An 18,220-nucleotide genomic window follows, 5' to 3' on the forward strand; every position below is an offset into this window, starting at 1 on the left:
AACTATACCGTCCAGACGGTACAGTTATTGGCATGGGAAACTCATCCTCAACCTCGACGCCGGCAACCCGTCACCTCACAGCCGGCCCGGCCCGGCACCCTGCCGCCGCTCCTGCCGCTGCCGGCGGCCGGCCGGCCGCTACGAACCGGGGCCGCGACTGGCTGGCCCTGGCGCTACTGATGTTCCCGGTGCTGCTGGTTGCCGTGGACAACACCGCGCTGACATTTGCGTTGCCTGCCATCGCCCGCAGCCTGGAACCCACCGGCGTTCAACTGCTGTGGATTGTTGATGCCTACCCGCTGGTCCTGGCCGGACTACTGGTTGCCATGGGGAGTTTCGGTGACAGGATCGGCCGCCGCCGGCTCCTGCTGATCGGCAGCACCGGCTTTGCCGCGGTGTCCGCTGCCACTGCATTCGCCCCGAGCGCGGAAATGTTGATCGCCGGCCGCGCGGCACTGGGCTTCTTCGGGGCGATGCTCATGCCTTCCACCCTGTCCCTGATCCGCAACATCTTCCCGGACGCAAACCGGCGCCGGCTGGCGATCGCCATCTGGGCGGCAGGGTTCTCCGGCGGCGCCGCACTGGGACCGATCTTCGGCGGCTGGCTCGTGGAGCAGTACTGGTGGGGAGCGATCCTGTTGGTGGCAGTGCCCATCATGCTGCCCATCCTGGTCCTCGGCCCCGTCCTCATTCCCGAGTCCAGGGATCCCCGGCCCGGATCGGTGGATGGTGCCAGCATCGTCCTCTCGCTGCTGACCATGGTTCCGCTGGTCTACGGCATCAAGTCATTGGCTACGGAAGGTTTCGGCGCCGCGTCGGCCGCGGCCATCGGCGGTGGACTCGTGATCGGATATGCCTTTGTCCGGCGCCAGAAGAGGCTGACCAGCCCGCTGCTGGACATTAGCCTCTTCGGAAACAGGATTTTCAGCACGGCCATCACCGCCAACGTGCTGGCCCTGTTTTCGTTCAACGGCTTCATCCTGTTCCTGGCCCAGCACCTCCAGCTGCTGGAGGGCCAGCGGCCCACGGAGGCCGGGATCGCCATGATCCCCGCACTGGTTGCCACGGTGGTTGCCGGCCTGCTGGTGGTGCCGCTGGTGCGGAAAGTCCGGCCCGGCTTTGTGGTGGCCGGCGGCCTTTCCCTGAGCGCCACCGGCTATTTCATGGTGGCGTTCGGGGACCATTCGGGCGGGCCGGCCCTCTTGCTGGGTGCGCTCCTGGTCCTGGCCCTGGGCGTGGGGGCAGCCGAGACGATTTCCAACGACATGATCCTGGGGTCCGTGCCACCGGAGAAGTCAGGAGCGGCTGCCGCTATCTCAGAGACCGGCTACGAGATTGGCTCGCTGCTGGGCACGGCCGTGCTCGGCTCGATCCTGACCGCGTCGTACCAGCGGAACCTGGTCCTGCCGGAGGGACTCGCTGCTTCCAGCCCCGGAGGTGCGGCCGAGGGGATTGCCCACGCCCGGGAGACCCTCGCCGGGTCCATGGAGCTCGCGCATTCGCTCCCCGGGCCGCTGGCGGACGCCCTGACGTCCGCCGCCCGGGTTGCCTTTGAGTCGGGCGTCCACGTGACGGCGTCCATCGGGCTGGTGCTGATGGCGGGGGCGGCAGTCCTTGTCGCCGTCGTACTCCGCGGAGTGCCGAAGGCGGCGTAGCACCGCCCGCTTCAGCCTTCGACGAAGGCCTGGAGGGCGTCCAGCAGGCCGCTGAACCCTTCCTCCCGGCCCGCGGCCTGGTCCTCTTCGGTGAAGTAGGCACCCTGCTCCGTCAAGGTGAGCAGGGTGCCGTCGCCGTCGGGCGCCAGTTCCACCGTGCTGAGCGAAACGGACATGCGGCGTCCGTCGAGCAGCATTTCGTAGGTGAAGACGATCCGTTCGTTCTCCACGATGTCCTGGTACACCGCGTTCATGGTGGACACGAAACCGCCGGGCGGACCTCCGACATCGGTTTCCCTGCCGCCCTCGCGGAAATCGAGGCTGGACTCGCCCTGGGTCCATTCAGGCGGGCCGCCGAACCACTTTTTCTTGCTCGCAAAATCGGAAAAGGCGTGGAAAACGCGCGACGGCGGGGCGTTCAGCCTGCGTTCGAGGCTGAAGCTTGCGTGCGTGATGGGGGTTGCCATGGCGTACTCCTTCGTTTCTTGTTGCTAGGGCTTCTTGAGGAAGGCTTCCAGCCGGTCGAGGCGGCGTTCCAGGCCCGTCCTGCGCCTGCCCAGCCAGTCTTCCGCCAGCCGGACCGCCGCCGGTTCGATGCTGCAGCTGCGGACCCTGCCGATCTTTTCGGTCCGGACCATGCCGCTGTGCTCGAGTACCTGCAGGTGCTGAACGATTGCGGGCAGGCTCATGGCGAAAGGCTTGGCGAGCTCCGAGACGGACGCCGGTCCCTCGCAGAGCCGGATGAGGATGGCCCTGCGGGTGGGGTCGGCGAGCGCCTGGAAAATAGCGTCGAGTTCCGCGCCGCCCGCCTCACGATTGTTAAGCATATACTTAAGTATTCTCCGAAGTGTCCGGAAGTCAAGGGTTATGCGCTTGATCGAAGGGCAGCCAAAGGAAGCCCCCGCGGCAGCAGGGAAGCCCGGCGCCGGAAACACTGTCCGGCGCCGGGCTTCCCTGGCGATGGCGGGCGGCCGGAGTCCCCGCGGTCCGCCTGGCTGCGGCGCTCTTGGCCGCCGAGCCTACCTGCTGTGCCTATTTACTGTCGGGCGTGGTCACGCTGGCCGACGCCTTCATGTTCTCCGCGCCCACCATCCAGGCGTACTGCTCGAGCTTCGAAATGAACTCATGAAGCAGGTCAGCCGTGGTGGGGTCTTCCTCGTCAACTTCATCGTGGACTTTGCGCATGGTGCCCACGGCCGCTTCGAGCGCCGCGACGATGCGGTCCACGGCATCCTTGGTGTTGATGAGCCCCTGCGGGAACTGCGCCAGGCTGGTGGTTTCCGCAACGGTGGCGCTGCGGCCGTCCGGCAGGGCGTGGAGTGCCCGCATGCGCTCAGCCATGTCGTCGGCGTAGTTCCGGGCGGCATCGATAATTTCGTCCAACTGCAGGTGGAGGTCGCGGAAGTTGGTTCCCACGATGTTCCAGTGGGCCTGTTTGCCTTGGATGTGCAGCTCAATCAGGTCCGCGAGCACAGCCTGCAGATTGTTGGTCAGCGTCGGTGATGCCTTCATTGATCCTCCTGGTGTCAGCGGTTTCTCGGGTAATTCGAAACTATCCCAGCCGCCACAGCGGCGCCACCGATTCTCGCGCGGGGCTTAACAAAATGATGTTTGTTCATTTTTTCCTTGCCATGCGGCGGCGTGACGTGGATACTAAATGAACGTCATTCATTTAGTGACCGCCGTCTCACTGGAGTATTCGCCATGATTGAAATTACCTGCCTCGAACCACCCGCATCCCTGGCCCGGACGCAGCCTTCAGCCCGTCCCGCGCTGCGGGTCGGCGTGGTCCAGCACCGCTGGCACGCCGACCCTGCCCGGCTTCGCGCAGAACTGGACGAGGGCATCGGACGCGCAGCCCGGCTGGGGGCCACCGTCGTCTTCCTGCCGGAACTGACGCTCTCCCGCTACCCGGCGGACACCCTCCCGGAAAATGACACCGCCCGCTCCTGGGCAGCCCGTACCCGCCCGTCGGACCTCGCTGAGGACCTGCTGACGGGGCCCACGTTCCGCTTCGCCGCCGACGCCGCCCGCCGCCACGGCATCTCCGTCCACGCGTCCCTGTACCAGCGCGCGGACAATCCCGAGGGCACCGACGACGGCCTCGGATTGAACACTGCGATTTTGGTGTCTCCCGACGGCGAACTGCTGGCCCGCACGCACAAACTGCACATCCCCGTGACAGCCGGCTACTACGAGGACAAGTTCTTCCGCCAGGGCCCGGCGTCCGCGGAAGCCTACGAGGTCCACTCCCCCGCCGAACTCGGCGGTGCCAGGCTGGGGATGCCCACCTGCTGGGACGAATGGTTCCCGGAACTCGCCCGGCTGTACTCCCTGGGCGGAGCCGAACTCCTGGTCTACCCCACGGCGATCGGTTCCGAGCCTGACCACCCGGACTTCGACACCCAGCCACTCTGGCAGCAGGTGATCGTAGGCAACGGCATCGCCAACGGACTGTTCATGGTGGCCCCGAACCGCTGGGGAAACGAAGGAACGTTGAACTTTTACGGTTCCTCGTTCATCTCGGACCCCTACGGCCGGATCCTGGCCCAGGCGCCCCGCGACGAATCCGCCGTCCTCGTCGCCGACCTTGACCTGGACCAGCGCAGGGACTGGCTGACGCTGTTCCCGTTCCTGGCCACCCGCCGTCCGGACACCTATGCACGGCTCACCGAACCGGTGCGGCGTGACCAGCCGCTCGGCGGTCCCGCCCCCGTGTACATGGAGGTGACCGCGTGAGCAGCTGGCGCATGCCCGCCGAGACGGCCCCGCAGGAGCGGGTCTGGATGGCCTTCCCCACGGGCGGCTACACTCTCGGCGACACGGCGGAGGAGGCGCACGCCGCGCGGACCGCCTGGGCGGCGGTCGCCAATGCCGCCGTCGAATTCGAACCGGTCACCGTGGTGGTAACGCCCGACGACGTCGGGATCGCCGCGCGCTACCTGGATCCCGCCGTCGAGGTGCTCACGGCAGACCTCAACGATGCGTGGATGCGGGACATCGGCCCCACCTTCGTCCTCGATGACGACGGACGCCTCGGTGCCGTCGACTGGGTGTTCAACGGCTGGGGCGGACAGGACTGGGCCCGCTGGGACAAGGACTCGCTGATCGGCGCGGAGGTGGCCGGCCGCTCGGGAGCCCGCCACATCACCTCCGGGCTCGTCAATGAAGGCGGCGGAATTCAGGTGGACGGCCAGGGGACAGTGCTGCTCACCGAAACCGTGCAGCTGGATCCGGGCCGCAACCCGGGCTTCACCAAGGCCGAGGTGGAAGCAGAACTCGCCCGGACCATCGGGGCCACCCACGCTGTCTGGCTGCCGCGCGGCCTGACCAGGGACTCGGAGCGGTTCGGTACCCGGGGCCACGTGGACATCGTGGCCGCCATCCCCTCGCCCGGCACGCTGCTGGTCCATTCCCAGCAGGACCCGGAGCATCCGGATTTCGAAGTTAGCCGCGAAATCATCAGTTTCCTGTCCACCACCCGGGACGCCGCCGGCCGCGAGTGGAACATCATCGAGGTCCCCGCTCCCGTCACCCTCAGGGACCACGAGGGTTTCGTGGACTACAGCTACATCAACCACCTCGTGGTTAATGGCGGCGTGATTGCCTGCACGTTCGCCGACCCCAACGACGAAAAGGCGCTGCGGATCCTCGCCGATGCCTACCCCGGCCGCCGGATCGTGGGCATCGACGCCCGCGAGCTGTTCGCCAGGGGCGGAGGCATCCACTGCATCACCCAGCAGCAACCCGCTGCGTCCCCTAGAGTTTTGACTTCCTGAAAGGTCCGGACATGACCCAAACCATCCGCCAGGGCTCACAGGCCGGCGAGCAAGCAGCCGGCACAGCGGCATCTGTCACCGACGCGCCCGGGACCCCGCACGGCATCACCGGAAAGGGACTGAAGGGCGGGCAGCTGGGCCTCCTCGCCGTCGTCGTTCTTGGCATTTCCACCATCGCACCGGCCTATACGCTCACCAGTGCCCTCGGTCCCACCGTTAACGAGGCCGGGCTGCAGCTGCCGGTCATTTTCCTCATTGGTTTCATCCCCATGATCCTGGTGTCCCTGGCCTACCGGGAGCTCAACGCCGACTCGCCGGACAGCGGCACCACCTTCACCTGGGTCACCAAGGCCTTCGGCCCCTGGGTGGGCTGGATGGGCGGGTGGGGACTCCTCGCCGCGAACATCATCGTGCTGTCCAACCTGGCAGCTGTGGCGGTGGACTTCTTCTACCTCTTCCTCGCCCAGCTCACGGGCGCACCGGAGCTTGCGGACCTCGCCGCCAACAAACCCTTGAACGTTGCCACATGCTTCGTTTTCGTGGCCCTGGCCGTCTGGGTGAGCTACCGCGGCCTGCACACCACCAAGATCGTGCAGTACGGCCTGGTGGGGTTCCAGCTGCTGGTGCTGGGGCTGTTCGTGGCCATGGCCTTCGCCAACTGGTCGTCCTCGGAAACCGCTATTCCGTTCAGCTGGGAATGGTTTGACGTCACGAAGATCGAGACGTTCGGGCAGATTGCCGCCGGAATTTCGCTGTCCATCTTTGTCTATTGGGGCTGGGATGTCTGCCTCACCGTGAACGAGGAAACGGCCAACGGCAAGAAAACCGCGGGCATCGCCGGCACCCTCACCGCGGTGGTGGTCCTGGGCATCTACCTGCTGGTCACCATCGCCACCATGATGTTCGCAGGCGTGGGCACCGAAGGCGTCGGACTGAACAATGAAGAGAACCACGCGAACATTTTCACCGCGCTGGCCTCCCCCATCATGGGCCCGTTCGCCATCCTCATGTCCCTGGCGGTCCTGTCCAGCTCGGCGGCGTCGCTGCAGTCCACCTTCACCTCGCCGTCCCGCAGCCTGCTGGCCATGGCACACTACGGCGCGCTGCCGAAACCGTTCAGCCACATGAGCAAGAAGTTTGCGACCCCGGGCTTCGCCACGGTTGCCGCAGGCGTCCTCTCCGCGGGGTTCTATGCGGTGATGCACGTGGTCAGCGAAAACGTCCTGAACGACACCATCCTGGCCCTGGGGCTCATGATCTGCTTCTACTACGGGCTGACGGCGTTCGCGTGCGCCTGGTATTTCCGCAACAGCGTCTTCAGCAGCGTCCGCAACTTCGTCCTGCGCCTGCTTTGCCCGCTGCTGGGCGGACTGGGACTGCTGGTGGTGTTCCTGCAGACGGCCGCTGACAGCTGGGCACCGGAGTTCGGCAGCGGATCAGAGATCTTCGGTGTGGGGCTGGTCTTCGTCCTCGGGGTGGGAATCCTTGCCCTGGGCGCCGTGTTCATGCTCATCATGGCCAGGCTGCGTCCCGGGTTCTTCCGCGGCGAAACCATCCGCAAGGACACCCCGGCCCTGGTGGTCCCGGAGTAACGCAGGGACCAGGACGTTGGAGGACCCACAAGGCTGCAGGCCCCGCCCGGAAGATCCGGAGCGGGGCCTGCCGTACGTCTGGCTAGTGCAGGTCACCAGTAGTGGGCAACGTCAACCACGAACCGGGACCCTGCTCCCGGGCCGTCCAGGGTGAATACCCTGAACGGCAGCCGTCCACGGACACCAAGACCCATGCTCGAGTAGCCCTCGAAGCTTCCGGCCCAAGCCACTTGGCGGAAGGTCTGGTAGCCGCCAACGTTTGTCAGTTCTTTCCGGTCGGCCGGGTTATACGTGGAGTTGCCGCCGTCGTCATAAGCGGGTGAATTGACGGTGATCTGGAGGAATGCCCGCCCCCGCAGGGGAACCGGCAACCCCGAACCGTCCTGCACCACAGTGGGAACGTACCGCACGGTGTAGCCCTTCACCGGACCGTTGAGGTCAACGACCAGGCGGTCGAAGCAGTAGTGCTGCCCGGTCCGCACATTGGTGACCTTTCCGGTTCCCATGGGGGCTTCGGACTTCGCCAACGACCCCCACACCAGGCCGCAGTAGGACGCGGATGCAGGCGCCGGGGCCACCAGGCCGAGTCCGGCAGCCATCAGGATTGCCACCAGCCATACTTGGAATTTCTTCATTTCAGCCACCCTCGGAAGTGTTGAGATAACTCAAGCGTAGGAGCCGTGACAGGCTAAAACGAGGGCCGAAATCCCTTCGGCGCCCAACTGTTAAATTGCGGCGGCGCAGGTTACGGGACGGTTATTCAGCGGCGCATTTAGCGGCATTCAGGGGCTGTCCGGAAGGTCATTGGACCCGCTTCCGTAATGCCGGATAACGACGAGGCGCCGGCGGGCCTTGCGGCTCGCCGGCGCCTCTCGATGCCGTGCATCTGAAATTTGGGACGCTTGCTGGAGGCTGCCTAGCCTTCGCAGTCGCGGCAGTACTTCATGCCGTTCTTTTCGCGGGCAACCTGGGACCGGTGACGGACCAGGAAGCACGAGGAGCAGGTGAATTCGTCGGACTGCTCGGGGACAACGGTGACCGTGAGTTCTTCGCCGGAAAGATCCGCCCCGGGAAGGTCAATTCCCTCAGCCGTATCGTTCTCATCAAGGTCGATGACGGCGGTCTGGGCTCCGCCGCCGCGGGACGCCTGAAGGGCCTCCAGTGATTCAGCGGGAGACTCTTCTTCTGTCTTGCGTGGGGCGTCGTAATCGGTAGCCATGGCGTGGTTCACTTTCGTTGCTGCGCAGCGCCATTTCAGGCACCTCAGTGAAGCAGTTTAGGACATTATGCCGGTTGTGGAAGAAAAGTGTGTTCAACCCGACAAATCGTCCGTCACCGGCCGGCCCGAGGCTCCCTGGACAGGCAGGCCGGCGGCTATCCCTTGCTTGCCGCGGCAGCCTTCTCCCGGTGTGCGGCCGCCGCGTGATCGGCCGCAATGGACACCCCGCTGAGTGCCGGCAGCCAGCCCCACCTGGTGACATCGGCGATCGCGGCGTTGCCCTGTTCCCAGGCGCCGTGTTCCCAGGCGCCGTGTTCGCGGGCGCCGTCGCCCGACGGTGATGCAGTGGCAGGCAAGGTCCGGGCTTCGAACCATGAAGCGATTCTGGTGAACAGGCGTGGTGTCATAGCCCCAAAAGTAGGCGCCCCATGTTGTGGGCACGTTTCGCCGCAGTCTCCACGGAGTTACATTTCGGGACGGGAGTGCCATGGCGGTCCGTGAACCATGGTCCTAGCCTTGATGCACAACAAATCCGAGACCTCCGGAGGAATGTCATGGCCACGAAATTGAACAAGAAGGCCCTGGAACACGCCCGCAGCCTGGTGAGGGACGGGAAGGTTGTCCGCGACACCCGCGACGACTGGAGCGAGCACGCGCCGTCGGCGGACCAGGAAAATGCCTTTATCGACAAGCACGGCTTTTCGGATTTCGCCACGTGGCACCTGGGCCTGGACCCTGACGAGTCGGAGGGAACCAAAGGCAGCGTGAGCTTTCCTTTCGGGGATTTCAAGAAGATCCACCGCTGCGCGGTCATTTCCCTGGAAAGCCGGGCTGCGCAACACAACCACCATGACATCGCCAAGGCCGCGAAGGACCTGCTCGAGAAGATCGACGCCGAGGACTAGGCGGCGTACACCGACCGCCAGGGACGGACCCTAGGCCACAGGCCAGACAACCAGGGTTTTCCAGGTGGCCGGGTCGGGCTCCGTGGCGGGGTCGCTCAAGTAGTATTCCCACATTGAGCCGGCCGGGCTGAACCCCTCTTCCTTCATCCGCTCCTGGATGGCGTCATACGTGGCATTCAACGTGTCGTACGGGCCCGTGTGGGTGGCTTCGAAAGCCTGGCACTCCGGCAGTGTTCCGGCCGCAACTTCTCCTGACCCGGTGAAGGGCGCCGCCACCGGAAATCCTGCCTCGACATCGACCGTATCTGTGGGCATGCTCAGGTACCGGCCAAAAGGCGGCCCAGCAATCTGCACGGCCTGGTTCTGCACTGCGGCCATAACGGCGCCATAAGCACGGCCGAAGAATTCCGGCAGAGCGTTCATGGGCACTTTTTCGCGGACGACGGCGGTGGGTTGCTCGGGGCGCTGGACTAGCCGGATCCCGTTTTTCTCTTGGCTCATACGCCAAGGTTCCGCGGTGTGAACGGATCAGCCAAGGGCCGAACGGCCCGGAGCCTGGCAGTGGCAACAGCGGCAGGACACCAGGCTCCATGCGGTGTGGAAACATCCCACTTATGTTTGTTATGTACAAAAGTATGCGCATTGCGTACTTTAGTGTCATGGAAAGAAGCAGGCGCCGCACATGAGAGGGCAGCGCGCAGGTGCCAGCGCAGGCGACGTCCTGCAATATCTTCGAAGCCAGCCCAAGACGGTTGGCGAGCTCTGTACAGCGTCAGGATTCGCCCGTTCAACGATCTGCGACCGCCTGCGGGAGCTGGAGGGCGCGGGGCTGATTGCGCTGACCGCCCCCGCTCCCTCATCCGGGGGGCGTCCGGCGGCCCGCTATGCCGTCAGGTCCGGGGCGGACATCCTCGTCCTCACCGGCCGAGCCAGCGGCAACACGCTCCGTGTTGCCTTGCGAACCGCTGCGGGAAAACCGATAGCAGAAGTGGGTCCGCGGCCGATCAACGCTTGCGACGAGCTGGTGACAACGGTTACAGCAGCGTGGGCTGACCTCGTCAGGAAGGCAGCGCCTGCGGGTGCGAGTCTCGCGGCCGGCACGCTGCTCATCGATGACCAGCCGCGACGCCCCGAAAGCTTAAGGCTCCCGCCCTTGGCGCGGCCGAGGGAGCACCCGACCAGCGGGAGGGTTGCCGGACTGCCCCTGGCTGTCATCCGGACGAGCGACGCCCTCGCCATCCAGGCAGCGGCAGGAGCCGGCCACGCGGGACGGAACGTGATCTATGTCGACCAAAACGTGCCGCAGCATGCCAGCTGGGTCGTCGACGGCGTGGTGCAAAGGGGCTCCGGCGGACTGGCAGGCACACTGCCGCTGCCGCCTGACCCGCCCGGCGGCCATGCATCCCCGGCTGGTCATGTACCCGGCACACGCGACACCCGCGAGGATGGCCGACGTGTAGGGGCCGCCCTCGCCGCCTGTGTCGCCATTCTGAATCCCTCCCTCATTTTCATCGGCGGCCCGGAAGACCCTAAGACCGCCGAATACCTGGCGGGCGTACAGGAATCGGTCTATGCCCTGTCTCCACCCACGGCCGGTAGGGTGCTGACAGTCCGGGCCGTGAACAATTCGCCGGACTCTGCAATGGAAGCTGCACATCACCTTGCCCGCGAAGCCGCACTGAAAGCGGAAAACGTTAACCAGCTGGTTCGCTCTTCAGCGCCGACAGCACAAATGCGCACCGGGCGCTACAAGGCCGGAGCGGTCGCGTAATCCATGTTCCCCGTCAAACGCCCCAACGCCGCAACTATCAGCCGCATGGATAGCTCCTATGCGAAAGCGGCCCTTCTTCAGATACATGAAATCGCTCACAGTAGTTACAGGACCTGCACCCAACCGACAGCAGCCAGTAACCAGAAGGACTTCAACGTGGAAACTCCCCTCTCCCATCTCGCCCACCTCGAGATCACCAGCCCGGACGTCGAGGCCTCGGCTCGGTTCTACGAGGAAAAGTTCGGCATGCGCATCATTGACCGGGTGGACGGCAACGTGTACCTGCGCTGCTGGGGCGACTACTACCGCTATAGCCTCGTCGTCACCGAAGGACCGGAAGCATCCCTCGGCCGGATGGCGTGGCGCACCAATTCCCAGGCGGCCCTCGAAGCCGCAGCCCAGCGCATCGAAGCAACCGGTGTGCAAGGCAGCTGGACCGCCGGGGGCCACGGCTACGGCAAGGCCTACGAGTTCACCGGTCCCTACGGCCACCACATGCGCCTCTTCTACGACGTGGAAAAGTTCGTCGCCGAATCCGGGTTTGAGTCCACTTACCCGGACCGCCCGGAGCGCCGCAGCAGCCACGCCGCCGCACCCCGCTTCCTGGACCACGTCACCGTCGCCACCTCGGATGTCCGCGGCTTCGCCAAGTGGTACAACGAGGCCCTGGGCTTCCGCGTTATGGCCTTTGTGGACCTGGACGAAGCACCCATCACTGTCTTCTCCGTGCTCACCACCAACGAAAAGTCGCACGACCTGGGCGTTGTCCTGGACACCTCCAACCGCCCCGGCCGCGTCAACCACATTGCCTTCTGGGTTGACTCCACCGAGGATCTGCTTCGCACCGCCGACGTGATGATGGAAAACGGCACCCCGATGGAATACGGCCCCTCCATCCACGGCGTAGGTGAGCAGAACTTCCTGTACTTCCGTGAACCGTCAGGCCTGCGGGTGGAGCTGAACTCCGGCGGCTACCGCAACTACGTGCCGGACTGGGAGGCCAACACCTGGAAGCCTTCCGAAGGCTCCAACAACTTCTACAAGAACGGTGCCATGCCCCACTCCATGACGGAATCCTTCCCGCCGGCCGAAGGCTTCACCGCCACCGAAGAAGGCGCCTCGCCCGAGATGAAGGAAGCCCTGCTGAACCCGTACGCCAAGCAGGGCCGGGGCTGAGAAATCATGGCCGAAGCAAAATATGCACTCATCCGCTTCCAGGAAGCCGGGGACAGCAAGGCCCGTGCGGGCCTGCTGGTGGAAGACCGCGTCCTGCCGCTGGATGAGGACATCAACTCCCTGATCCAGCATTGGGACACCACCGAGGCCGGGCTTGACGCCCTCGCCGCCTCGGCAGGCAAGGACAGCGGCCTGGCCCGGGCCGACGTCGAAATTCTCGCCCCGGTGGAGCCGGTGCAGGTCCTGCAGACCGGTGCGAATTACCGCAAGCACGTGATCGATCTCGCCGCCGCCCATCGCGAACCGGGCCAGGACGAGGACGAAGTGCGCGCCAGGACGGCCGCCATGATGGACAAGCGCGCCGGCCAGGGCACGCCGTACTTCTTCATCGGACTGCCGACGGCGATCGCGTCCGCCACGGACGACCTCACCCTGCCTGCCTACTCCGATTCCCACGACTGGGAGCTGGAACTGGCGGCAGTAATCGGCAGGACAGCGTTCCGTGTCACCCCCGAGGAGGCTTTGGACTACGTCTTCGGCTACACCATGGTCAACGACATCACCACGCGCGAGTACGTCTTCCGCAAGGACATGCCCGCGATCGGCTCGGACTGGTACCGCGCCAAGAACGCCCCCGGCTTCCTGCCCACAGGTCCGCTGCTGGTGCCGGCCAAGTTCTTTGGTGACCCGCAGGACGTCCGGGTGACCCTAAAGCTCAACGGCCGGGCCATGCAGGACGAATCCACGCAGGACATGATCTTCGGCGTGGCCAAGCTGGTCAGCGAAGCGTCGCAGATTATGCCGTTGCGCCCGGGCGACCTGGTCCTGACCGGAAGCCCGGCCGGCAACGGCCAGCACTGGGGCCGGCTGCTCCAGGACGGCGACGTCATGGAAGGCACCATCACCGGCCTCGGTACCCAGCTGATCCACTGCAAGGATGAAGCTGACGCTGAAGGTCGCGCGTCGTGACCGCGCAGTACACAGCGCCCTTCGCCGGCACCGGAGAATCGGCCACCGATTCCCCGGTGATCCGGCGTGAGGACCCGCTCGGCAGCATCCGCGCGATGGCCGCGGCCCACAACAACTGGGGCCGCTGGGGTGCCTATGACGTCCTCGGGACCCTGAACTTCATCGATGGGGCCAAGCGCGTCGAAGCCGCGGCCCTAGTGAAGACGGGCGAGGCATTCTCGCTGTCCCAGCCCTTCGACACCAACGGACCGCAGAAGGGCTGGCGCCGCCGCACCAACCCCGTCCACACCATGACGGACACCGGCGTGGACGCCGAACGCGGCAACCAGGGCTTCCCGCACGGCTTCGGCGGCGCGGACGACGTGATCGCCATGCCGCTGCAGTGCTCCACCCAGTGGGACGGCCTGGGCCACATCTTCGACCAGGGCAAGGCATGGAACGGCCGTGCTGCCGGGGACGTCGTTACCTCCGAAGGTGACCTGGTCACAGGCATCGAGACAGCCGCCGCCAAGATTGTCACCCGCGGTGTCCTGCTGGACGTCGGCCGTGCGCTCGGCCCCGATCTTGGCAGGACCGACGGCGAACTGCCGGACGGCTTCGCCATCACCCCGGAGCACCTGGAACGGACTATTGAACTCCAGGGGCCCAGCTCCAGGGCGGGCCGGGGCGACATCGTGGTGGTCCGCACCGGACAGCACACCCGGGTCCGCCGCGACGGCTGGGGAGACTACGCCGGTGGCGCAGCCCCGGGGTTGTCCTTCAGCACGGCCCCGTGGCTGCACCGGAGCGAAATTGCCGGGATCGCCACCGATACGTGGGGTTTCGAGGTCCGGCCCAACGAGTTTGACGGCGCCTTCCAGCCCTTGCACCAGATTGCCATCCCCAACCTCGGGCTGTTCCTGGGCGAGATGTGGGACCCGGACGGCCTGGCGGAAGCGTGCGCGTCGGACGGAAGGTACGATTTCCTGCTCACCGCAGCACCTCTGCCCATCACCGGAGCAGTCGGTTCACCTGTCAACCCGATCGCAGTCCGGTAACTTTCACTTCAACAAACCACCAGCAGTTACGCCGTCAATACAAAGGAGTCAGCGATGGCAGCAGTACAGAACGTCGGAATCGTCGGGGCGGGAGCCGCAGGTCTGACCGCAGCCATCCTCCTGGCCGACGCCGGAATCCATGTGGAAATCCTGGAAAAAGCCGATTCTCCGCAGACCGTCGGCTCGGGAATCACCTTGCAGGGGAACGCCCTGCGCGTCCTTCGCCAGCTCGGCGTATGGGATCAGATCGAGGCGGAGGGCTACGCGTTCAGCACCCTGGGCCTGCGCGCCCCGGATCCTGCAGGCACCGTCATCGCCGTGTTGGATGACATGCGAACCGGCGGCGATGACCTCCCCGCCACCCTGGGCATGTACCGCCCCGACCTCACCGCCATCCTCCGCGAACGCGCCGAGCAGGCAGGCGCCCGGATCAGCTACGCCAAGACGGTCACTGAAATAAAGGACGACGGCGCGTCCGTCACCGTGAGCACCGCCGACGGCGGAACCGCCCGCTACGACCTCCTGATAGGCGCCGACGGGCTGCACTCCGCTGTCCGCAAGGCGATCGGCATTGACGCCGAACCCCAGTCCACCGGCATGGGCATCTGGCGTGCCTTCGTGGAGCGGCCCGCGGACGTGGTCCGCACCGACCTCACCTACGGCGGCCCTTGCTTTATTGCCGGGTACTGCCCCACCGGCCCGGACACCATTTACGCGTACCTGGTGGAAAAGGCGCAGGAGCGCACGCACGGGGAAGGTCCGCGCGTCATGGCGGAACTGGCGGCTGCTTACGGCGGCCCCTGGAATGAGATCCGCGCCAACCTGGACCAGAGCGCCCGTATCAACTACACGTGGTTCACCACCCACCTGGTTGACGGCCCGTGGAACCGCGGCCGCACGGTCATCATCGGCGACGCCGCCCACAGCTGCCCGCCAACCATTGCCCAAGGTGCCGCCATGGCAATGGAAGATGCGGCAGTGCTGGCCGAGCTCCTGGTCAGCGCCGAGGACGTCACCGAAACACTCTGGAAGGAATTCACCGACCGCCGACTGGACCGGGCAAAAGCTGTGGTCGAGGCCTCCGTCCAGCTGGGCCAGTGGATGCTCGACGGCGTCCGCGACGCCAACGTACCGGGCCTCATGCATTCAGTCTCCAGCCTGGTCAGGGAACCCGCATGAGCACCCGGCCTGGCGAAAATCCCACGGTGGACGTCCACGCCCATATCCTGCTTCCTGCCCTGCAACAGCTGGTGTCCGAGGCCGATCCCGAAGGCTTCGGAGCCCAGCAGGCCCTTGAAGTGCGGCGCAACGGGCCCGAGTCGATGGCTGCTTCGGGCCGGATGATCAAGGAACGGTGGCCGCAGCTGACGGACCTTGACCGTCGGCTCGCGGACATGGATGCCCAGGGTGTAGACGTGCAGCTCGTCTCGCCGTCGCCGTCGCATTTCTACTACTTCGCCGGGCCGGAACTGGCCCTGCAGCTGGCCAGGGCAGCCAACCAGGCCGTCCGCGACTTCGTGGACCGCGCGCCGGAGCGGCTCAACGGCCTGGGCCTGGTCCCGCTCCAGCATCCCGGTTTGATGGTGGAAGCCTTGGAGCACGCCGTGCTGGAGTGCGGGCTGCTCGGGGTGGAAATCGGCTCGTTTGCCGCCACCCCGGGAGATTCTGAGCGCAGCACTGTGGAGCTCTCTGACGCCCGCCTGGAACCGTTCTGGAGCCGTGCCGAGGAGCTGGGTGCATTGGTGTTCCTGCACCCGTTCGGCTGCTCGCTGGATGAGCGGCTGGACCGGTTCTACCTGGCCAACACCGTCTCCCAGCCTGCCGAAAACGCGGTGGCACTTTCCCACCTGGTCTTCAGCGGCGTCCTGGACCGGCACCCGGACCTGAAAGTCCTGGCAGCGCACGGCGGCGGCTACCTTCCCACCACCCTGGGCCGGTCCGACCATGCCTGGCGGGTCCGGCCGGAGGCGCACGGCTGCGCCGAACCGCCGTCGTCGTACCTGAAAAAGCTCTACTTCGACTCCCTGGTCCACAGCGCCACTGAACTGCGGGCACTGGTGGCCGCCGCCGGACCGGAACAGGTGCTGCTCGGCTCGGACTATCCGTTCGACATGGGCTCCGACCTTCCGGTGGACGAGGTCCAAGCTGCCGGACTCTCGGCCGAGGACGAGGACCAAGTTTTGGGCGTCAACGCACGCAGGCTGGGCATCACCGCCGCTTCAGTCCTCACCGCCCGCACCAACGGATAGGAATTCTCGAATGGTCAAGATTGCACGCTGGAATCACGACGGCGGGACGCAGTCCGGCTTCGTTGACGACGGACACTGCTACCCGCTGCCGGAGGGACAGAGCGTCCAGTCGCTGCTCGACGCCGGACTGGACGAAACCCTGCGTTTTGCCGGGGACGTCATCGGTTCGACATCGCCTGTTCCGCTGGCGGAGGTGCAGCTGCTTGCCCCGCTGGTACCCGCCACCATCAGGGACTTCGTGGCATTCGAGGAACACGTCGAAGGCGTGCGGAAAAGCATCGACGGTGTGGCCGGCGTGGTCCCCGAATGGTACGAGGCACCCACCTTCTACTTCACGAATCCCCACACGGTGACCGGCACCGGCGAGGTGATCTGCATTCCGGCGGGTTGCGAGGACCTGGACTTTGAGACTGAGGTGGCCGCCGTCGTCGGACGCGTCCCCGGAAGCGACGGCCGGAACCTGACAGCCGAGGCGGCGCACCGGCACATCTTCGGCTACACGGTGCTCAACGACTGGTCGGCGCGGGACCTGCAGCGCCGCGAGATGAAAGTCAGCCTGGGGCCCTGCAAGGGCAAGGACTTCTCCAACACCCTCGGGCCTTGGATTGTCACTGCGGACGAGTTCGAGGACCGGCACGACGCCGAGGGTTTCCTGCCGATCTCCATGTCCGTCGAGGTCAACGGCGAAGCCATCGGCCAGGACCTGTTGTCCAATATGGGGTGGCCGTTCGCAGAACTGGTGGCCTATGCGTCGCAGGATTCCGTGGTGCGTCCCGGCGACGTCCTGGGCTCCGGCACGTGCGGCAGCGGTTGCCTCGCCGAACTCTGGGGGCGGAACGGCTCGAAGACTCCCCCTCCGCTGAAAACCGGCGACGTGGTCCGCATGACCGTGGAAGGCATCGGCAGCATCGAGAACACGGTGGGTGCCCGGCGTGAGGCCTTGACGCGCATTCCTGCCAGGGTCAGGCCGCGCAACAGGGTTGCCCCCTTGGCTACGTCCGGGACGTAGCGTGGTCTCCCTTCAGCTCGAGGGCCGGACCGTGGTGGTCACCGGTGCCGGCCAGGGCCAGGGTGCTGCCGAAACACGGCTGTTGGTGGACGCCGGGGCGCGGGTCATCGCCACGGACCTTGCGGCGGAGATGCCGGCCGGGCTTGCGTCCGTGCCTTCGCCGTCAGTTTCGAACGGTGCGCTGGTGTACCGGCAGCTGGATGTCGCCGACGCTGCCGGCTGGTCCGATCTCGCCTCCTGGATCCGTTCCCAAGGCTGGCAGGTGGACGGGCTCGTCAACAATGCCGGCATCACGCAGCGCAGCCGTTTGCTGGATGCCTCAGTAGTTGACCTGCAGCGCGTCTACGAGGTCAACGTTGCCGGAAGCCTCCTGGGAATCCAGGCTCTCACGCCGGTGATGGGACCTGGTGCCTCGATAGTTAACGTGGGCTCCGTGGCTGGCCTGACCGCCCATTACCCGGTCGCGTACACCGCCAGCAAGTGGGCACTGCGGGGCCTCTCCCAGGTGGCTGCCCTGGAACTTGGCCCGCGGGAGATCCGGGTGAACGCTGTCCATCCGGGCTTCATCGAAACGCCCATGACGGCGGGCGCCAGGCCGGAATTCAGACAGGCCACACTGGCCGAGACCCCGTTAGGCCGCACGGGCAGCGTGGAGGAGGTGGCCGCCGTCGTGCTCTTCCTCCTCAGCCCGCTCTCGTCCTTCGTGACAGGTGCCGAGATCCCGGTGGACGGCGGCCAGTCCAGCCACGGCGGAGCCAAGTCCGTCTCCGACGCCCTGCGCTGACCTCCCCCCGCCCCCGCGCCCGCCCCAACTAGGTAGCAGTAGATGTCCTTTTGAGCGCTCAAAACGACACCTACT

General features: G+C 65.8%; 20 protein-coding genes. 13 read left to right on the top strand and 7 right to left on the bottom strand.

Annotated elements, in window-relative coordinates; genetic code table 11:
- Positions 1–32: 32 nt before the first annotated feature.
- On the top strand, positions 33–1,655 hold the full coding sequence (locus BS38_RS0113755; protein ID WP_028271338.1) for an MFS transporter: 1,623 nt from the start codon (positions 33–35) through the stop codon (positions 1,653–1,655).
- 11 nt (positions 1,656–1,666) lie between these two features.
- On the opposite strand, the gene BS38_RS0113760 is transcribed toward BS38_RS0113755, so the two are convergent.
- The 3 genes from BS38_RS0113760 to BS38_RS0113770 form a co-directional block, all read right to left on the bottom strand.
- Positions 1,667–2,122, bottom strand: a complete 456-nt coding sequence (locus BS38_RS0113760; protein WP_028271339.1) for an SRPBCC family protein — start codon at positions 2,120–2,122, stop codon at positions 1,667–1,669.
- 24 nt (positions 2,123–2,146) lie between these two features.
- The gene (locus BS38_RS0113765) at positions 2,147–2,482 is read right to left on the bottom strand and encodes an ArsR/SmtB family transcription factor (protein ID WP_028271340.1); all 336 of its coding nucleotides are present in this window, start codon (positions 2,480–2,482) and stop codon (positions 2,147–2,149) included.
- 205 nt (positions 2,483–2,687) lie between these two features.
- Entirely contained in the window at positions 2,688–3,167 is a 480-nt protein-coding gene (locus BS38_RS0113770; RefSeq protein WP_028271341.1) for a Dps family protein, read from the bottom strand.
- A 192-nt stretch (positions 3,168–3,359) separates the two neighbouring features.
- Here BS38_RS0113770 and BS38_RS0113775 point away from each other — a divergent pair, with 192 nt between their 5' ends.
- The 3 genes from BS38_RS0113775 to BS38_RS0113785 are packed head-to-tail and all read left to right on the top strand — an operon-like array spanning position 3,360 to position 7,026.
- Positions 3,360–4,394 carry a nitrilase-related carbon-nitrogen hydrolase gene (locus BS38_RS0113775; RefSeq protein WP_028271342.1) on the top strand — a complete coding sequence of 345 codons (1,035 nt, stop codon included), beginning with the start codon at positions 3,360–3,362 and terminating at the stop codon, positions 4,392–4,394.
- A complete protein-coding gene (locus tag BS38_RS0113780; RefSeq protein ID WP_028271343.1) occupies positions 4,391–5,434 on the top strand; it encodes an agmatine deiminase family protein in 1,044 nt (347 codons plus the stop codon). Before BS38_RS0113775 ends, BS38_RS0113780 begins: the two co-directional genes overlap by 4 nt.
- An 11-nt stretch (positions 5,435–5,445) precedes the next feature.
- A complete protein-coding gene (locus tag BS38_RS0113785; RefSeq protein WP_028271344.1) occupies positions 5,446–7,026 on the top strand; it encodes an APC family permease in 1,581 nt (526 codons plus the stop codon).
- A gap of 92 nt (positions 7,027–7,118) precedes the next feature.
- On the opposite strand, the gene BS38_RS0113790 is transcribed toward BS38_RS0113785, so the two are convergent.
- The 3 genes from BS38_RS0113790 to BS38_RS25155 all read right to left on the bottom strand — a co-directional run bounded on the left by BS38_RS0113790 (position 7,119) and on the right by BS38_RS25155 (position 8,652).
- The gene (locus tag BS38_RS0113790) at positions 7,119–7,661 is read right to left on the bottom strand and encodes an AMIN-like domain-containing (lipo)protein (protein WP_028271345.1); all 543 of its coding nucleotides are present in this window, start codon (positions 7,659–7,661) and stop codon (positions 7,119–7,121) included.
- A 281-nt stretch (positions 7,662–7,942) separates the two neighbouring features.
- Complete coding sequence (locus tag BS38_RS0113795) at positions 7,943–8,245, bottom strand: DUF4193 domain-containing protein (RefSeq protein WP_028271346.1); 303 nt, start codon at positions 8,243–8,245, stop codon at positions 7,943–7,945.
- A 155-nt stretch (positions 8,246–8,400) separates the two neighbouring features.
- Positions 8,401–8,652 (bottom strand): hypothetical protein, encoded by a 252-nt coding sequence (locus tag BS38_RS25155; RefSeq protein ID WP_043438678.1) that lies wholly within the window; start codon positions 8,650–8,652, stop codon positions 8,401–8,403.
- A gap of 147 nt (positions 8,653–8,799) precedes the next feature.
- Between BS38_RS25155 and BS38_RS0113805 the strand changes: the two genes are divergently transcribed.
- Entirely contained in the window at positions 8,800–9,150 is a 351-nt protein-coding gene (locus tag BS38_RS0113805) for a hypothetical protein (RefSeq protein WP_028271347.1), read from the top strand.
- Between the two features lie 30 nt (positions 9,151–9,180).
- On the opposite strand, the gene BS38_RS0113810 is transcribed toward BS38_RS0113805, so the two are convergent.
- Positions 9,181–9,651 (bottom strand): GyrI-like domain-containing protein, encoded by a 471-nt coding sequence (locus tag BS38_RS0113810; RefSeq protein ID WP_028271348.1) that lies wholly within the window; start codon positions 9,649–9,651, stop codon positions 9,181–9,183.
- Between the two features lie 181 nt (positions 9,652–9,832).
- On the opposite strand from BS38_RS0113810, the gene BS38_RS27105 reads away from it, so the two are divergent.
- The 8 genes from BS38_RS27105 to BS38_RS0113850 all read left to right on the top strand — a co-directional run bounded on the left by BS38_RS27105 (position 9,833) and on the right by BS38_RS0113850 (position 18,145).
- Positions 9,833–10,921, top strand: coding sequence for an ArsR family transcriptional regulator (locus tag BS38_RS27105; protein WP_156037127.1), 1,089 nt, complete (start codon positions 9,833–9,835; stop codon positions 10,919–10,921).
- Between the two features lie 156 nt (positions 10,922–11,077).
- Complete coding sequence (locus tag BS38_RS0113820; protein WP_028271350.1) at positions 11,078–12,097, top strand: VOC family protein; 1,020 nt, start codon at positions 11,078–11,080, stop codon at positions 12,095–12,097.
- 6 nt (positions 12,098–12,103) lie between these two features.
- Positions 12,104–13,066 (top strand): fumarylacetoacetate hydrolase family protein, encoded by a 963-nt coding sequence (locus tag BS38_RS0113825; RefSeq protein ID WP_028271351.1) that lies wholly within the window; start codon positions 12,104–12,106, stop codon positions 13,064–13,066.
- The gene (locus BS38_RS0113830; protein ID WP_028271352.1) at positions 13,063–14,103 is read left to right on the top strand and encodes a cyclase family protein; all 1,041 of its coding nucleotides are present in this window, start codon (positions 13,063–13,065) and stop codon (positions 14,101–14,103) included. The genes BS38_RS0113825 and BS38_RS0113830 overlap by 4 nt, the downstream gene beginning before the upstream one ends.
- A 54-nt stretch (positions 14,104–14,157) precedes the next feature.
- Positions 14,158–15,282 carry an FAD-dependent monooxygenase gene (locus BS38_RS0113835; protein WP_028271353.1) on the top strand — a complete coding sequence of 375 codons (1,125 nt, stop codon included), beginning with the start codon at positions 14,158–14,160 and terminating at the stop codon, positions 15,280–15,282.
- Positions 15,279–16,352, top strand: a complete 1,074-nt coding sequence (locus BS38_RS0113840; protein WP_028271354.1) for an amidohydrolase family protein — start codon at positions 15,279–15,281, stop codon at positions 16,350–16,352. The genes BS38_RS0113835 and BS38_RS0113840 overlap by 4 nt, the downstream gene beginning before the upstream one ends.
- Before the next feature lie 10 nt (positions 16,353–16,362).
- Positions 16,363–17,361: a fumarylacetoacetate hydrolase family protein gene (locus BS38_RS0113845; RefSeq protein WP_028271355.1), complete on the top strand. Its 999-nt coding sequence runs from the start codon at positions 16,363–16,365 to the stop codon at positions 17,359–17,361.
- A 1-nt stretch (position 17,362) separates the two neighbouring features.
- Positions 17,363–18,145: an SDR family NAD(P)-dependent oxidoreductase gene (locus BS38_RS0113850; RefSeq protein WP_028271356.1), complete on the top strand. Its 783-nt coding sequence runs from the start codon at positions 17,363–17,365 to the stop codon at positions 18,143–18,145.
- The last annotated feature ends 75 nt before the right edge of the window (positions 18,146–18,220 follow it).

The sequence above is a fragment of the Arthrobacter sp. UNC362MFTsu5.1 genome (genome assembly GCF_000685965.1).
In the GTDB taxonomy this organism is placed as follows: Bacteria; Actinomycetota; Actinomycetes; order Actinomycetales; family Micrococcaceae; genus Arthrobacter.

Coding starts and splice junctions, on each gene's coding strand:
- BS38_RS0113810 (WP_028271348.1), bottom strand. CDS start 9,651: ATGAGCCAAGAGAAAAACGGGATCCGGCTAGTCCAGCGCCCCGAGCAA.
- BS38_RS0113755 (WP_028271338.1), top strand. CDS start 33: ATGGGAAACTCATCCTCAACCTCGACGCCGGCAACCCGTCACCTCACA.
- BS38_RS0113805 (WP_028271347.1), top strand. CDS start 8,800: ATGGCCACGAAATTGAACAAGAAGGCCCTGGAACACGCCCGCAGCCTG.
- BS38_RS27105 (WP_156037127.1), top strand. CDS start 9,833: ATGAGAGGGCAGCGCGCAGGTGCCAGCGCAGGCGACGTCCTGCAATAT.
- BS38_RS0113760 (WP_028271339.1), bottom strand. CDS start 2,122: ATGGCAACCCCCATCACGCACGCAAGCTTCAGCCTCGAACGCAGGCTG.
- BS38_RS0113770 (WP_028271341.1), bottom strand. CDS start 3,167: ATGAAGGCATCACCGACGCTGACCAACAATCTGCAGGCTGTGCTCGCG.
- BS38_RS0113775 (WP_028271342.1), top strand. CDS start 3,360: ATGATTGAAATTACCTGCCTCGAACCACCCGCATCCCTGGCCCGGACG.
- BS38_RS0113840 (WP_028271354.1), top strand. CDS start 15,279: ATGAGCACCCGGCCTGGCGAAAATCCCACGGTGGACGTCCACGCCCAT.
- BS38_RS0113765 (WP_028271340.1), bottom strand. CDS start 2,482: ATGCTTAACAATCGTGAGGCGGGCGGCGCGGAACTCGACGCTATTTTC.
- BS38_RS0113785 (WP_028271344.1), top strand. CDS start 5,446: ATGACCCAAACCATCCGCCAGGGCTCACAGGCCGGCGAGCAAGCAGCC.
- BS38_RS0113835 (WP_028271353.1), top strand. CDS start 14,158: ATGGCAGCAGTACAGAACGTCGGAATCGTCGGGGCGGGAGCCGCAGGT.
- BS38_RS25155 (WP_043438678.1), bottom strand. CDS start 8,652: ATGACACCACGCCTGTTCACCAGAATCGCTTCATGGTTCGAAGCCCGG.
- BS38_RS0113790 (WP_028271345.1), bottom strand. CDS start 7,661: ATGAAGAAATTCCAAGTATGGCTGGTGGCAATCCTGATGGCTGCCGGA.
- BS38_RS0113795 (WP_028271346.1), bottom strand. CDS start 8,245: ATGGCTACCGATTACGACGCCCCACGCAAGACAGAAGAAGAGTCTCCC.
- BS38_RS0113825 (WP_028271351.1), top strand. CDS start 12,104: ATGGCCGAAGCAAAATATGCACTCATCCGCTTCCAGGAAGCCGGGGAC.
- BS38_RS0113845 (WP_028271355.1), top strand. CDS start 16,363: ATGGTCAAGATTGCACGCTGGAATCACGACGGCGGGACGCAGTCCGGC.